This window comes from Notoacmeibacter sp. MSK16QG-6 (assembly GCF_024158145.1).
Classification (GTDB): Bacteria; Pseudomonadota; Alphaproteobacteria; order Rhizobiales; family Rhizobiaceae; genus Notoacmeibacter.
Window position 1 is genome coordinate 26,305 of sequence record NZ_JAMYXM010000005.1, and the last position, 13,971, is coordinate 40,275.

Below are 13,971 nucleotides of genomic sequence, written 5' to 3' on the forward strand. Positions count from 1 at the left end.
CATCTTCCGGTGTCGTTAGGAGAGAAGAGCGGTCGCCGAGGTTCAGCCATCGGGGAGAAGATGTCGTCGCAACGCTGGAACGGACATGCCGGTTGGTCGGCTATCCCAAGACGATCCGGGTCGACCAGGGCTCGGAGTTCATCTCCCGTGACCTTCATCTGTAGGCCTACGCCGATGACGTCACACTCGACTTCTCGCGGCCGGGAAAGCCCACGGATAACGCGTTCATTGAGTCTTTCAACGGCAAGTTCAGGACGGAATGCCTCAATGCGCACTGGTTCCTGACGCTTGACGACGCCCGTTTGAAAATGGAGGAATGGCGTAGGGACTACAACAATGTCCGCCCGCACAGCGCCATCGGCAACAAGCCGCCGATATCGCTCATGAAAGGCTCATCGTCGGCTTCCGCTGCATGAGCCATCACCCCTGGAAGTTCCGGTTCGGGGCGGTCCAAAGAGGGGTAGCACCTCACAAAGTGAACAGGGCTAGCCTATGAATGGGTACAGTCAGGGGAGCAGGTTATATTGTTTCAATATGCCTATTGCGACCTGCGGCCGTCTTCGGCCACCCCGTTCGAAATATGCTTTGGATCGAGCGCGGTTCTTGGGCCGGATGTCGTTGAGGCGGCGCCAAGCGTGACAGAAGCTCTGATTTGAGCGATATTTGTAGTGCATCGAAAGGGAGGAATTCGATCACGCCGATATGATTACGCCGACCTATGACTACCTTCTGGTGGCAGCATCTATCCTCGTGTCGCTGATGGCGTCATTTACTGGCCTGACGCTGACCAAGGGTATTTCAGCACTGCCGAGAGGTCGACGCAAGATACAGATCGTCATGGCGTCGCTGGCGCTTGGCGGCGGCATCTGGTCGATGCATTTCGTCGCCATCCTGGCGATGCGCTTTCCGCTGCCGATAGACTATGATGCATTCTACACGCTGGGATCCGCGCTGATCGCCATCCTGATGGCGGGCATCGCGCTCCTGATCATGCATTTTGCGCCAAGGACATGGTTAGGCCTGATCACCGCCGGCGTCGTACTCGGCAACGGCATCGTCGTCATGCACTATGTCGGCATGTCGGCGATCCGCGGTTGCCTGCCGCTTTACGAACCGACGGGCATAGCGTTCGCCGTCGGTGGGGCGTCGATCATGGGCGTTACCGCTGTCGGCGTCGCCTATGCGAAACGCGATACGGCCCATATTCTGGCGGGCACGATGATCTTCGGCTCTTCGGTCGTCGTCGTGCATTTCCTGGCGATTTTCTGGACCAGCTTTCGGATCTCTGGCTCAGTCGTGACCGACATAAACCCGCTAATCGAGAACGGCACGCTGGCGCTTCTGGTGATGTTTTCCGCATTTGTGATCTGCGGCACCTTCCTTCTCGCGTCGACCAACTACGTGTTTGCCGATTTCGAAGAAGCGGCAATCGCTGACGGGACCATCGAGATGTCAGGGGATGCGCGACCGGAAATCGACCCATCGCTAGCCGAAAAGGCTCTGAGCGAGGCGTTCGTGCCGAGCGGCGGCGCACCGCGCATTCCGTATGAGCGCGACAAGCGCACGTCCTTCATCCCGGCGGATCAGGCGATCGCCCTACGTGCGGAAGGACACTACACGGTGGTCTACACGCATGATGAAGAGCTGTTCTGCCCGTGGTCGATCTCACAAGCGGAAAAACGATTGCCGGATGCGCTCTTCCTGCGCACGCACCGGAGCTATCTCGTCAACATCAGCCAGGTGACAGGTTTCGAGCGCCACAAGGACAGCGGTTCCTGCCATTTCGACGGCGTCCAGTCGCTAAAACTCGCGCCCGTCAGTCGTGGCAACGTCGCAGGCGTGCGCGAAGCCCTCGGGCTCTGATCTGCACCCGGTTTTGGAGCCAGTCAACAAGCTTTCGCGGTTCGTGCAGCCAGATCGCGTTTCGTGAAATCGGCCTCGCCCGCCATGGATTAGCGGTCGCCAGCTTCGGTCCGGCCCATATTCTTCCGATCGTGCGGACATGCAACTCAATCCGGCCAAACCGGTGTGTCCGACATGCGGGAGGAAGGCATGATACCTGGAAATTTCGAATATTATCGCCCGGAATCCGTCAGCGATGCGGTCAAACTGCTCGCCCAGCACGGCGACGAGGCGCGCGCGATCGCCGGCGGTCACAGCCTGATTCCGATGATGAAGCTGCGCATGGCGGAGGTCGGCCACCTCGTCGACCTGCAGGCCATCGGCGATCTCAAGGGCATTTCGGTCGATGGCGGCATGATCACCGTCGGCGCCATGACGACGCAGCACGAGCTGATCGCGTCCGAGGCGCTTGCCAAAGCGGCGCCGATCATCCGCGAGGCATCGCTGCAAATCGCCGACCCGCAGGTGCGTTATGTCGGCACCATCGGTGGCAATGTCGCCAATGGCGATCCCGGCAACGACATGCCCGGCCTGATGCAGTGTCTCGACGCAACCTTTGTACTGGCCGGTCCCAATGGCACCCGTGAGGTTGCGGCACGCGACTTTTACGAGGCGGCATATTTCACTGCGCGCGAAGACGACGAGTTGCTCGTATCGATCCGCTTCGCCACGCCGAAGGGCGGCTACGCCTACGAAAAGCAGAAGCGCAAGATCGGCGACTATGCGACCGCCGCGGCTGCCGTTCTGATCGAGAAGAATGCTGGCAAGGTCAGCGCGGCTTCGATCGCCATGACCAATCTGTCCGATACGCCGGTATATTGCCAGGAGGCCGCGGAGGCACTTCTTGGAACCGCGACGGGCAACCCCGACATCGAAGCAGCCGTAACCGCCATGAAGGCAGCCATCGATCCGCAGGAGGACAATCGCGGGCCGGTGGAATTCAAGCAACATGTGGCTGGCGTAATCCTGCGCCGGGCGATCGAGCGCGCGGTGTCGCGCGCCTGAACCGGCCAGGACCGGGAGGAGATATTCATGAGCAAGACGCACATCAAGCTGACGGTCAACGGCAAACAGCACGAACTGCTCGCCGAGCCGCGCCAGTTGCTGATCCACGTATTGCGCGAGGAACTCGGGCTCACCGGCCCGCATATCGGTTGCGAGACAACGCATTGCGGCGCCTGCACGGTCGATCTGGACGGCAAGTCGGTCAAATCCTGCACTGTGTTCGCAGCGCAGGCGAACGGTGCCGAGGTCACGACGATCGAGGGCCTCGGCGGTCCCGACGGTCTGCATGTCCTGCAGCAAATGTTCAAGGAGCATCACGGCCTGCAATGCGGCTTCTGCACGCCGGGCATGATCACCCGGGCGCATCGTCTCCTCCAGGAAAACCCTGACCCGAGCGAAGAGGAGGTCCGCTTCGGCATGGCCGGCAATCTGTGCCGTTGCACCGGCTACCAGAACATCGTCAAGGCAATCCTCGCCGCCGCGGCCGAGATGAACGCCGCAAAGGAGGCAGCACAATGAACGAGATGTCACCCCCGAAGGCAGAACGCGCCGCCGCCCTCAAAGGTCTTGGCTCTGCCCGCAAGCGCGTCGAGGACGCCCGCTTCACCCAGGGCAAGGGCAACTATGTGGATGACCTGAAACTGCCGGGCATGCTGTTCGGCGATTTCGTCCGCTCGCCCTATGCGCACGCACGCGTCAAGTCGATCAATGCCGACAAGGCGAAAGAACTCCCCGGCGTTGTCGCGGTGCTGACGGCAGAGGATTTGGCCCCGCTCAACCTGCACTGGATGCCGACGCTCGCCGGCGACAAGCAGATGGTGCTTGCCGATGGCAAGGTGCTGTTCCAGGGCCAGGAGGTCGCCTTCGTCGTCGCCGAGGATCGCTACATCGCCGCCGACGCGGTGGAACTGGTCGAAGTCGACTACGAGGAGCTTCCCGTTGTCACCGATCCTTTTAAGGCCGAGGCCGAAGACGCGCCGGTGCTGCGCGAGGACCTCGAGGGCAAGATGGAGGGTGCACACGGGCCGCGCCGCCATCACAACCACATTTTTACCTGGGAACAGGGTGACAAGGCGTCCACGGAATCCGTGCTCGGTTCGGCCGAGGTCGTCGCCGAAGAGATGGTCTACTACCATCGCACGCATCCGTGTCCTCTGGAGACCTGCGGCTGCGTTGCCTCCATGGACAAGGTGAACGGCAAGCTGACCCTGCACGGCACCTTCCAGGCGCCGCACGCGGTCCGCACGGTCGCCTCACTCATTTCCGGCATCGCCGAGCACAATATCCGCGTCATCTCGCCCGATATCGGCGGCGGCTTCGGCAATAAGGTCGGTGTCTATTCCGGTTATATCTGCGCCATCGTCGCCTCGATCGTCACCGGCGTGCCGGTCAAGTGGATCGAGGACAGGATGGAAAACCTGATGTCGACCGCCTTTGCCCGCGACTACTGGATGAAGGGCAAAATCGCCGCGACCAAGGATGGAAAGATCACCGGCCTGTGGTGTCATGTCACTGCCGATCACGGCGCCTTCGACGCCTGCGCCGACCCGACCAAGTTTCCGGCCGGCTTCTTCAACATCTGCACCGGTTCCTATGATATCCCGGTCGCCTATCTCGCCGTCGATGGCGTCTACACCAACAAGGCGCCCGGCGGCGTTGCCTATCGCTGTTCATTCCGGGTGACCGAGGCGGCCTACTTCATCGAGCGGATGATCGAGGTCCTCGCCATCAAGCTCGACATGGATGCGGCCGAACTACGAGCCAAGAATTTCATCAAGAAGGATCAGTTCCCGTACAACTCTGCGCTCGGCTGGGAATACGATTCCGGCGATTACCACACCGCATGGGACAAGGCGCTGAAGGCCGTCGATTACGAAGGCCTGCGCAAGGAACAGGCACAGCGGATCGAGGACTTCAAGGCCGGCAAGACCCGGAAGCTGATCGGGATTGGTCTCACGCACTTCACAGAGATCGTCGGCGCGGGTCCGGTGAAGAATTGTGACATCCTCGGGCTCGGCATGTTCGACTCATGCGAAATCCGCATTCACCCCACCGGATCTGCGATCGCGCGGCTCGGTACGATCAGCCAGGGCCAGGGTCATGCAACGACCTTCGCCCAGATCCTCGCCTCCGAAATCGGCATTCCGGCCGACGACATCACCGTCGAGGAAGGCGATACCGACACCGCTCCCTACGGCCTTGGGACCTATGGCTCGCGCTCCACGCCTGTCGCCGGCGCGGCCACCGCCATGGCCGGCCGCAAGATCCGCGCCAAGGCGCAGATGATCGCCGCCTACCTTCTCGAAGTCCACGATGACGATGTCGAATGGGATGTCGACCGGTTCGTGGTCAAGGGCGCGCCCGAGCGCTTCAAGACGATGAAAGAAGTGGCCTTTGCCTCCTACAACCAGCCGATCCCGGGTGTGGAACCCGGTCTGGAGGCGGTCAGCTATTACGATCCGCCGAACATGACCTACCCCTTTGGTGCTTACATCTGCGTGATGGAGATCGACGTCGATACGGGCGAGCACAAGATCCGCCAGTTCTATGCACTCGACGATTGCGGCACGCGCATCAACCCGATGATCATCGAAGGCCAGGTCCATGGGGGCCTGACGGAGGCTCTTGCGATTACCATGGGCCAGGAGATCGCCTATGACGACATGGGCAACGTCAAGACCGGCACATTGATGGATTTCTTCGTGCCGACGTCCTGGGAGACGCCCCACTACACCACCGACTTTACCGTGACGCCCAGCCCGCATCATCCGATCGGCGCCAAGGGCGTGGGCGAGAGCCCGAATGTCGGTGGCGTGCCGGCATTTTCCAACGCCGTGCATGACGCGTTCCGGCCATTCGGTCTGGTCCAGTCGCACATGCCGCACGATCACTGGCGTATCTGGAAGATTGCCCACGATTTCGGCCTGCACGGCTGAGCGCGGGCCTGAACCAGCGGCATCCGGAATAAACCGGATGTCTTCGGAGCTTTGAAAATGGCCTGGCAAAAACTGCAGGGCGACTTGGCCGATACCGGCTACGTCGCTTCCGACGATTTGGCAATGGCGCTTTACCTGGCGGTGACGCTGGGCAAGCCGCTTTTGCTCGAAGGGCCGGCGGGTGTCGGCAAAACGCAGATCGCCAAGACGCTGGCGGAGTTTCACGATACGCGCCTGATCCGTCTGCAATGCTACGAGGGGCTCGACGCCTCTCACGCCATCTATGAGTGGAACTACCAGCGCCAATTGCTGTCGATCCGGGCGGCCGCCGAAGAGCACCGGCGGTCCGACGAGATCGAGGATCACATCTTTTCCGAAAAGTTCCTTCTGAAGCGGCCGCTGCTGGAGGCAATCCGCCAGGAAAGGCCGGCCGTGCTGCTGATCGATGAGATCGACCGGGCGGACGAGGAGTTCGAGGCCTACCTCCTGGAGATCCTGTCGGACTTCCAGATCACCATTCCCGAAATCGGCACCATCGAGGCGAAGACGCGCCCGCATGTTATCCTGACGGCCAATGGGGCGCGCGACCTGTCCGACGCGCTGCGCCGCCGCTGCCTTTACAGCTATGTCGACTATCCCGACCGCAAGACGGAGTTGGCAATCCTCGCCAGGCGCCGCCCCGATCTCGAAGACCGGCTTGCCGAACAGATCGTCGGTTTCGTGCAGGCGCTGCGCAAGGAGGAATTGGAGAAAAATCCGGGCATCGCCGAAGTGCTGGACTGGGCGGCCGCGCTCGCCGGTCTCGGCGTCAACGATCTCGCCGACAATCCCGAACAGACCCAGGCAACGCTTGTGTGCCTTCTGAAAACCGAGCGCGACCGCGCTGCGGTGCCAAAGGAGGTGCAGCAGCGCCTGGCCGGGAAGGCGGCGTGATGGCAGTGACGCGCTTTCCCGAACGCGCCGCCGGTCCCGCTGAGCGGCTGGCCGGCTTCATGGCGCATCTGAGAATGAACAGTATTCCGGCCGGTCTCGGAGAGGCCGAGACCGCCATTGCCGCGCTCGGCGTTGTCGATGCGGGGCGGATCAGCGAGGTTCGTTCCGCACTGAGAACGATCTGCGTCGGCGATGCCGAGCAGGAACAGCGATTCGATGATTTGTTCGACGCCTATTGGCTGAACCGGGGCCGCAAGCGCGATGGCGCCTCTGTCGCGCATCCGGCGCACAATATGCGCGCACAGAGCGGCAGCAATTACCGCATGGCGCCTGGAACCAGCAACGCGGAAGGCGAGGCCGATACGCCGGACGAGGACCCATCGAATAATGCGAGCCGTTCCGGTACCGGACGCCTCGTCGCCTCCAGGATCGCCACGATTGAAAAAACCGACCTGCGCAAGCTGATGACGCCCGAGGATCTGGAAACGGCCGAGCGGGTCGCGCGGCGCATTGCTGCAAGCATCCGCGACCGCCGGTCGCGTCGGCGCAGGATGGCGGTGCGTGGAGACCTCCTCGATATGCGCCGCATCCTGCGCCGGAGCATCAGCCGGGGCGGCGAGCCGATCGACCTGTTCTTCAAGGTCCGGCCGCTCCGCCGGGTTCGTATCGTGGCGCTCCTCGACGTGTCGGGGTCAATGGCTGTCTATGCCCGTGTTTTCCTGGCCTTCCTGAAGGGACTGGTTTCCGCCGACCAGACGACCGACGCCTATCTGTTTAATACCCAACTGGTGCGAATCTCGGATGCGATGCGCGACGGCGATACGATGCGGGCGGTCAACCGCCTGTCGATCATGGCGCAGGGCTTCGGTGGCGGCACGAAGATCGCGGCCAATCTTAAGCTGTTCAATGCACAATATGCAGCCCAGTCGGTCAACGGACGTTCGGTCGTGATCATCCTGTCGGATGGATACGACACCGATCGCCCGGAGATGCTGGCGGCGGAACTGGCGCGTCTGAAGCGGCGCGGGGCGCGCATCGTCTGGCTCAACCCGCTCAAGGGCTGGAAAGACTATCAACCTGTGGCGTCCGGCATGGCCGCGGCGCTGCCATATCTCGACCTTTTCGCCGCAGCGAACACGCTCGCCGATCTGGCCGCACTCGAGCCTTGGCTCGAAACGATCTGATGGAGGTCGTCATGAGACAGCAGTCCGACATAATCAAACACGCGGCCGACCTGCGCGGCACCGGCGAAGCCTTCGTTCTGGCGACGGTTGTGCGAACGGTGGCCGCGACAGCCGCGAAAGCCGGCGCAAAGGCGATCATCAGGGCTGACGGAACGATCGTCGAGGGTTGGATCGGCGGCGGCTGCGCGCGCGGGGCCGTTCTGAAGGCTGCGAAGGAAGCCATCGCCGACGGCCAGTCGCGTTTTATCTCCGTACAGCCCGAGGAGGCTCTCGCCGAACACGGCGTCGCCGCCGGTACAGAAAAGGAAGGCGTGCGCTTCGCCCGCAACATGTGCCCCTCCAAGGGCACGATGGACGTTTTCGTCGAGCCAGTTCTGCCGGCGCCGGATGTGGTCATCCTCGGATCGAGCCCCGTTGCTGTGGCGCTTGCGAACATCGCGCCGCGCTTCGGGTTCCATGTCACCGTTTGCGCCCCAGTCGACGAGCAGGATGCCTTCGCAGCGGCCGATGCGCGTGTCGACGGCTTCATGATCGACACTGCGGAGCCACGCGAGCGTTATGTCGTCGTCTCAACCCAGGGACGCGGCGACGAGGCAGCGCTCAGCGCAGCTCTTTCCGTGCCGGCCGCCCACTTGGCTTTCGTCGGCAGCAAGGCCAAGGCAGCCTCGATCGGCGCCAAACTGCGCGACAAGGATGTCGATAAGGAGCGCTTGGCTGCACTCAAGGCGCCTGCCGGTCTCGATATCGGCGCCATTACCCCGGATGAAATCGCGTTGTCGATCCTAACAGAAATCGTGCAGGTGCGCCGACGCCGCCAGCGCAAAACCGCGGAGGCAGCATCATGAGGAAGAGGCTTCGTCGTTTGCGGGCATTTTTCGCAAACATTTTTGCGTCGCCTCCTGGCGTCGATGAACAATCCGAAGATGAAAAGAGGAAGCTGATAGTTGAGGCCATGCTGCATGGCCGATCCTGTTGCGGATAGAAAGGAAGTCCCATGGAGATGAATGACGAAATACGGATCGAAGCGCCTCGTTCGCGTGTTTACGAGGCGTTGAACGATCCGGCGATACTGAAGGAGTGCATTCCCGGCTGCGAAGAGCTGACTCAACATTCCGACACTGAGCTCGAAGCCAAGGTTGTCCTGAAAATCGGGCCGGTGAAGGCGAGATTTGGCGGGAACGTCACCCTCGACAAAACCAATGCCCCGGAACGCTATTCACTGGCCGGCGAGGGCAGCGGCGGGGTCGCAGGGTTCGCCAAGGGCGGAGCGGATGTCGATCTCGAGGAGGACGGCGACGCGACGGTCCTCCGCTATACGGCCACGGCGGATATCGGCGGCAAGATCGCCCAGCTCGGCAGCAGACTGATCAATTCCACCGCGAACCGCCTGGCAGGTCAGTTCTTCAAGAGGTTCAAGGACGAGGTCGAGAGGGAGAGCGTTTCCGTCGATAGTTCGGCGTGAATGCCATCGGCTTGTGCTGCCAGGACAGTCTCTCGGTTGCCACAAGGCTTCGCACACGCATCCAATTTCAAACGGGCAGGGAGGGCTCCGATGTGGGGCAAGGCCAAGATCGCACCGCTTTTGAAGCAGGGCGGCTTCGATGTCTCTGTTTCGACCGTTGGCCGGGTCTGGCCAGCCGACAAGGGTGCTGCTTAAGAAGACTCTAGAAATGAGATTTGATGCTGAAGACTCTCTGCTCGGCCAGATAAGCACGCAGCAACGTGATTTCACTCTCCTTCACATCATCAGCAGGCAGGTCCAGCGCCTTACTCTGTTTAGATGTCATGCGCGGCAGGGTGTGAGCGATGCCTTTGTGGCATTCAATGCATGTCGCTTCGCCGGCGCCGAGGATGCGTTCATGAGCATCCGCCGCGCGCGGACTTTGCTGTGAAAAATCCATCGCTGTGAAGGAATGGCAATTGCGGCATTCCAGGCTGTCATTGGCCTCGAACCGCGCCCATTCGCGCTGCGCCATTTCCAGCCGGTGTTCCTCGAATTTTTCTCGAGTGTCGATGGTGCCGAAGATCTTGCCCCAGACTTCCTTGGAGGCTGCAATTTTTCGGGCGATCTTGTCGGTCCACTCATGGGGAACATGGCAGTCGGAGCATTTGGCGCGGACGCCCGAGGCATTGGTGAAGTGCACGGTTTGCTGCAGGTCGGCATAAACGTTGGTGCGCATCTCGTGGCAGCCGGTGCAGAACGCCTCGGTATTGGTGAGTTCCAAGGCGGTGTTGAACCCGCCCCAGAAGAGGATGCCGCAAATGAACCCGCCAAGCGTCAGGAAGCCCAGTGAATAGTGTACGCTGGGCTTCAGCATCGCGGCCCATAGTCGCTTGATCAGTCCCCACATCCCAGATCACTCCTTCGGCATTGACAGCAGCGTGTCGATGTCGATGAACGTATTCGTGACCAGCGGCTCGTCCGGTCGTTGCGGGATGTGGCACTGATTGCAGAAATAGCGGCGCGGCGAGACCGACGCGAGCACCTGTCCGTGCCGGTCGATATAATGCGTGACCGAAACCATCGGCGCCTGGCTGCGGCCGGTGGCAGCGCGGGCATGACAGCTCAGGCATTTGTTGAAGTTGGCGCTGAGTTCATAGCCTTCGATATCGTGGGGAATCAGCGGCGGTTGCTCCGGATAGTTTCGTGGCTCGCGGACGTTGGTATCCTCGACGGGTCGCATCGGCGGCGGCAGATCGTCGACTGTGGGATCGGTCTGTCGCAGGGTCGAGATGTTGGCGGTCTGCGCAGCGGCGAGACCCGTGGCGGCGAGGAAGACGACGATCAGCAGTTTGAAACTCAAATTTCTCATCAGGCAGCCTCCACCTTGCAGGCGCACTTCTTGAAGTCGGTCTGCTTCGAAATCGGGTCGGTAGCGTCGAGCGTCAGCTTGTTGACGAGCTGGTTGGCATCGAACCAGGGGATGAAGATGAGTCCGCGAGGCACCCTGTTGCGTCCACGCGTTTCGACCCGGCTCAGCATGTCGCCACGGCGCGAACTGATCTTGATCGCGCTGCCGCGATGCAGGCCCAGCTCTGCCGCGTCCTCGGGATGCATGTAGACCACCGCATTGGGGTAGGCCTTATGCAGTTCCGGCACGCGGTCCGTCATCGAGCCGGAGTGCCAATGTTCCAAGACGCGGCCGGTCACCAGCCAGAACGGGAACTCGTCGTTCGGGCTTTCGGCGGGCGGCTCGTATGGCAGGGCGAAGATGAAGGCCTTGCCGTCCGGCTTGCCGTAGAATTCGATGCCCGCGCCGGGGGTCACATAGGGGTCATGACCCTCGCGATAACGCCATTTGGTCTCTTTGCCGTCAACCACCGGCCATCGTAGGCCACGTGCCTCGTGATAAGCATCGAAGGGCGCCAGATCGTGGCCATGGCCGCGGCCGAAGCGTGCATATTCCTCAAACAGGCCCTTTTGGGCATAAAAGCCGAAATGGCCGGACTCATGGTTCGGGTGATCCTTCGTTTCCGAAATGGGAAAAGCGTCCACCTGGCCGTTGGCGAATAGCACATCGAAAAGCGTCTTGCCGCGGTAATCGGGTGCGGCGGCGAGGATCTCCTCCGGCCAGACCTCGTCAGTGGTGAAGCGCTTGGAGAACTCCATCAGTTGCCAGAGGTCCGATTTTGCCTCACCCGGCGCCGGCACCAATTCGTGCCAGAACTGGGTTCTTCGCTCGGCATTGCCGTAAGCGCCTTCCTTCTCTACCCACATCGCGGTGGGCAGGACAAGATCGGCGGCCTGTGCCGTCACCGTCGGATAGGCGTCTGAGACGACGATGAAGTTCTCGGGATTGCGATAGCCGGGATAGGTCTCCTGCAGCATGTTCGGCGCCGCCTGCAGGTTGTTGTTGACCTGAATCCAGTAGGCATTGATCTCGCCGTCCTTCAGCTTGCGGTTCTGCAGGACGGCATGCGCGCCGACCCAGTCCGGCACCGTGCCTTCGGGCAGCTTCCATATGCCCTCGGCGGTCTTGCGGTGCTCTGGATTGGCGACGACAAGATCCGCCGGCAGACGGTGTGCGAAAGTGCCGACCTCGCGCGCCGTGCCGCAGGCAGAAGGCTGGCCGGTCAGCGAGAAGGGTGAATTGCCGGGCTCGGAAATTTTTCCGGTCAAGAGGTGAGCATTATAGATCATGTTGTTCACCCAGACCCCGCGGGTGTGCTGGTTCACGCCCATGGTCCAGAGCGACATCACCTTGATCTTGGGATCGGCGTAGATTTCCGCCAGTTCCTCCAGCCGCGAGACCGGCACGCCGGAAAGCTCACTGGCATATTCGAAAGTGTAGTCCTCCAGAAAAACTTCGTATTCCTCGAAGGTCATGTCCTCGGCACCGCCGGCCTTCGCGGCGTTGGCGGCGGACTGCTCCAATGGGTGCTCGGGGCGAAGGCCGTAGCCGATATTCGGATTGCCACGCTTGAAGGTCGTGTGCTTGTCGACGAAGTCTGTGTTGACCTTGCCGGACTTGATGATGTGCCGCTGGATGGCATTAAGGATCGCCAAATCCGTCTGCGGGGTGAAGGTCAGTTCCAGATCGGCCAGATCGTAGCAGCGATTGCGGTAGGTGGAGAGGACCGCCACCTTCACGTGAGGAGCCGACAGACGCCGGTCGGTCAGCCGGGTCCAGAGGATCGGGTGCATCTCGGCCATGTTCGAACCCCACAGGACGAAAGCGTCCGCGTGCTCGAAATCGTCATAACAGCCCATCGGTTCGTCGATGCCGAAGGTGCGGATGAAGCCGGCGACGGCGCTCGCCATGCAGTGACGCGCGTTGGGATCAATATTGTTGGAGCGGAAGCCGGCCTTGTAGAGCTTGGACGCCGCATAGCCTTCCCAGACCGTCCACTGGCCGGAGCCGAACATGCCAACGGCTTTCGGACCCTTCTCGCGCAGCGTTGTCTTGAACTTCTCGGCCATCACATCGAAGGCCTCGTCCCAGCTTACCTCCTCGAACTCGCCCTCCTTGTGGAAGACGCCGTCGCGTTTTCTCAGAAGCGGCTTGGTCAGGCGGTCGGCGCCGTACATGATCTTGGAGAGGAAGTAGCCCTTCACGCAGTTCAGGCCCTTGTTCACCTCCGCCTCGGCATCGCCGTGGGTCGCCACGACCCGATCGTCCTTCGTCGCGACCATGACCGAGCAGCCGGTTCCACAGAAGCGGCAGGGGGCTTTCGACCACGTCAGTTCGGTTTTCTCGCGCTCGGTGATGATGCTTTGCGCCGCAGCCGGCGCGGTAATGCCCGCGGCTGCGCTTGCGGCGACGATCGCCTGCGCTTTCAGAACCTCTCTACGGCTCAGTGTCATGCGGACATCTCCTCCTCAAGAGCGTTTTCCTCGACGTGATGGAAAACCAGTGTGGCGGCGATCACGCCGGGTAAAAGTTGAATACGGGTGAGGGCATCGTTGAGGGTGCGCTGGCCGTCTGCCTCAAGGGTTACGACCAGCTTGCCGAGCTCGATTCGGGCGTGAACCTCGCAGCCTTCCTGCTCCAGCCGCCGCACAACCTGGTCAAGGGTTTCAGGGCGAGCATGGATCACGAGGCTCGACAGATGATGTTCTTCACGCATGGGCGATGACCTCCACCGCCTGGGCAGGGCAGGCCGAAACGCAGGCGCCGCAACCGGTGCAGGCTTCGGCATTCACCTCGATGCGGGTGGTGCCGCCGCGTTGCGGCCGCGCACGAAGCGCCAGTTCGGGGCAGGCGTCCTCGCAGGCGCGGCAGTTGATGCCCCTCGGCTCGAAACAGCTGTCGTCGATGTGCGCGCGAGCGTTCACCGGAGAGTTGCGCTGCAGGTCGAAGACATCTTCGTCACACGATCGCGCGCAGGCGCCGCAGAATGTGCAGGCCGAGGTGAAGACAATGAAGGGGTGGCCGCCGCGCCCGGTCGCCACAATGCCTTCGGGGCACGCTTTGGAACAGGCGCCACATCCGGTGCAGCGTTCGAAGATTCGCTCCGGATCGGTCCACGGCATGATTTCGTTTGGGCGGCCAGGCCCAAACAGCGCGTGC

The 13,971-nt window shown here is 61.6% G+C and carries 13 protein-coding genes and 1 pseudogene; 9 read left to right on the plus strand and 5 right to left on the minus strand.

Annotated features, from left to right (window positions below):
- Positions 1–35: 35 nt before the first annotated feature.
- The 9 genes and pseudogenes from NIM86_RS13830 to NIM86_RS13870 all read left to right on the plus strand — a co-directional run.
- A pseudogene (locus NIM86_RS13830) lies at positions 36–416 on the plus strand (integrase core domain-containing protein); the annotation flags it as partial.
- Positions 417–702: 286 nt separating this feature from the next.
- Positions 703–1,863 carry an MHYT domain-containing protein gene (locus NIM86_RS13835; protein WP_253383007.1) on the plus strand — a complete coding sequence of 387 codons (1,161 nt, stop codon included), beginning with the start codon at positions 703–705 and terminating at the stop codon, positions 1,861–1,863.
- 189 nt (positions 1,864–2,052) lie between these two features.
- A complete protein-coding gene (locus NIM86_RS13840; protein WP_253383008.1) occupies positions 2,053–2,907 on the plus strand; it encodes a xanthine dehydrogenase family protein subunit M in 855 nt (284 codons plus the stop codon).
- A 27-nt stretch (positions 2,908–2,934) separates the two neighbouring features.
- Positions 2,935–3,426 carry a (2Fe-2S)-binding protein gene (locus tag NIM86_RS13845; protein ID WP_253383009.1) on the plus strand — a complete coding sequence of 164 codons (492 nt, stop codon included), beginning with the start codon at positions 2,935–2,937 and terminating at the stop codon, positions 3,424–3,426.
- Positions 3,423–5,843, plus strand: a complete 2,421-nt coding sequence (locus NIM86_RS13850; protein ID WP_253383010.1) for an aerobic carbon-monoxide dehydrogenase large subunit — start codon at positions 3,423–3,425, stop codon at positions 5,841–5,843. Before NIM86_RS13845 ends, NIM86_RS13850 begins: the two co-directional genes overlap by 4 nt.
- Positions 5,844–5,900: 57 nt before the next feature.
- The gene (locus tag NIM86_RS13855) at positions 5,901–6,776 is read left to right on the plus strand and encodes a MoxR family ATPase (RefSeq protein ID WP_253383011.1); all 876 of its coding nucleotides are present in this window, start codon (positions 5,901–5,903) and stop codon (positions 6,774–6,776) included.
- Positions 6,776–7,960: a VWA domain-containing protein gene (locus NIM86_RS13860; RefSeq protein WP_253383012.1), complete on the plus strand. Its 1,185-nt coding sequence runs from the start codon at positions 6,776–6,778 to the stop codon at positions 7,958–7,960. Before NIM86_RS13855 ends, NIM86_RS13860 begins: the two co-directional genes overlap by 1 nt.
- 11 nt (positions 7,961–7,971) lie before the next feature.
- Positions 7,972–8,805, plus strand: coding sequence for an XdhC family protein (locus tag NIM86_RS13865; protein WP_253383013.1), 834 nt, complete (start codon positions 7,972–7,974; stop codon positions 8,803–8,805).
- A gap of 149 nt (positions 8,806–8,954) precedes the next feature.
- Positions 8,955–9,422 carry a CoxG family protein gene (locus NIM86_RS13870; RefSeq protein ID WP_253383015.1) on the plus strand — a complete coding sequence of 156 codons (468 nt, stop codon included), beginning with the start codon at positions 8,955–8,957 and terminating at the stop codon, positions 9,420–9,422.
- A gap of 202 nt (positions 9,423–9,624) precedes the next feature.
- Here the strand turns inward: NIM86_RS13870 and NIM86_RS13875 are convergent, their stop codons facing one another.
- From NIM86_RS13875 to NIM86_RS13895, 5 genes are read right to left on the minus strand one after another with little or no spacing between them, the layout of a single operon-like run.
- Positions 9,625–10,311 (minus strand): NapC/NirT family cytochrome c, encoded by a 687-nt coding sequence (locus NIM86_RS13875; protein ID WP_253383016.1) that lies wholly within the window; start codon positions 10,309–10,311, stop codon positions 9,625–9,627.
- Between the two features lie 6 nt (positions 10,312–10,317).
- Positions 10,318–10,773, minus strand: a complete 456-nt coding sequence (locus NIM86_RS13880) for a nitrate reductase cytochrome c-type subunit (RefSeq protein WP_253383018.1) — start codon at positions 10,771–10,773, stop codon at positions 10,318–10,320.
- On the minus strand, positions 10,773–13,265 hold the full coding sequence (gene napA, locus NIM86_RS13885; RefSeq protein ID WP_253383019.1) for a nitrate reductase catalytic subunit NapA: 2,493 nt from the start codon (positions 13,263–13,265) through the stop codon (positions 10,773–10,775). Before napA ends, NIM86_RS13880 begins: the two co-directional genes overlap by 1 nt.
- The gene (locus NIM86_RS13890; RefSeq protein WP_253383020.1) at positions 13,262–13,528 is read right to left on the minus strand and encodes a chaperone NapD; all 267 of its coding nucleotides are present in this window, start codon (positions 13,526–13,528) and stop codon (positions 13,262–13,264) included. The genes napA and NIM86_RS13890 overlap by 4 nt, the downstream gene beginning before the upstream one ends.
- Positions 13,521–13,934: a ferredoxin-type protein NapF gene (locus NIM86_RS13895; RefSeq protein ID WP_253383021.1), complete on the minus strand. Its 414-nt coding sequence runs from the start codon at positions 13,932–13,934 to the stop codon at positions 13,521–13,523. The genes NIM86_RS13890 and NIM86_RS13895 overlap by 8 nt, the downstream gene beginning before the upstream one ends.
- Positions 13,935–13,971: the final 37 nt, after the last annotated feature.

Excerpts from the sequence above, each read along its gene's own strand:
- NIM86_RS13895 (WP_253383021.1), bottom strand. The coding sequence starts at position 13,934 with ATGCCGTGGACCGATCCGGAGCGAATCTTCGAACGCTGCACCGGATGT.
- NIM86_RS13850 (WP_253383010.1), top strand. The coding sequence starts at position 3,423 with ATGAACGAGATGTCACCCCCGAAGGCAGAACGCGCCGCCGCCCTCAAA.
- NIM86_RS13870 (WP_253383015.1), top strand. The coding sequence starts at position 8,955 with ATGGAGATGAATGACGAAATACGGATCGAAGCGCCTCGTTCGCGTGTT.
- NIM86_RS13875 (WP_253383016.1), bottom strand. The coding sequence starts at position 10,311 with ATGTGGGGACTGATCAAGCGACTATGGGCCGCGATGCTGAAGCCCAGC.
- NIM86_RS13880 (WP_253383018.1), bottom strand. The coding sequence starts at position 10,773 with ATGAGAAATTTGAGTTTCAAACTGCTGATCGTCGTCTTCCTCGCCGCC.
- NIM86_RS13835 (WP_253383007.1), top strand. The coding sequence starts at position 703 with ATGATTACGCCGACCTATGACTACCTTCTGGTGGCAGCATCTATCCTC.
- NIM86_RS13855 (WP_253383011.1), top strand. The coding sequence starts at position 5,901 with ATGGCCTGGCAAAAACTGCAGGGCGACTTGGCCGATACCGGCTACGTC.
- NIM86_RS13840 (WP_253383008.1), top strand. The coding sequence starts at position 2,053 with ATGATACCTGGAAATTTCGAATATTATCGCCCGGAATCCGTCAGCGAT.
- NIM86_RS13845 (WP_253383009.1), top strand. The coding sequence starts at position 2,935 with ATGAGCAAGACGCACATCAAGCTGACGGTCAACGGCAAACAGCACGAA.
- NIM86_RS13860 (WP_253383012.1), top strand. The coding sequence starts at position 6,776 with ATGGCAGTGACGCGCTTTCCCGAACGCGCCGCCGGTCCCGCTGAGCGG.
- NIM86_RS13865 (WP_253383013.1), top strand. The coding sequence starts at position 7,972 with ATGAGACAGCAGTCCGACATAATCAAACACGCGGCCGACCTGCGCGGC.
- napA (WP_253383019.1), bottom strand. The coding sequence starts at position 13,265 with ATGACACTGAGCCGTAGAGAGGTTCTGAAAGCGCAGGCGATCGTCGCC.
- NIM86_RS13890 (WP_253383020.1), bottom strand. The coding sequence starts at position 13,528 with ATGCGTGAAGAACATCATCTGTCGAGCCTCGTGATCCATGCTCGCCCT.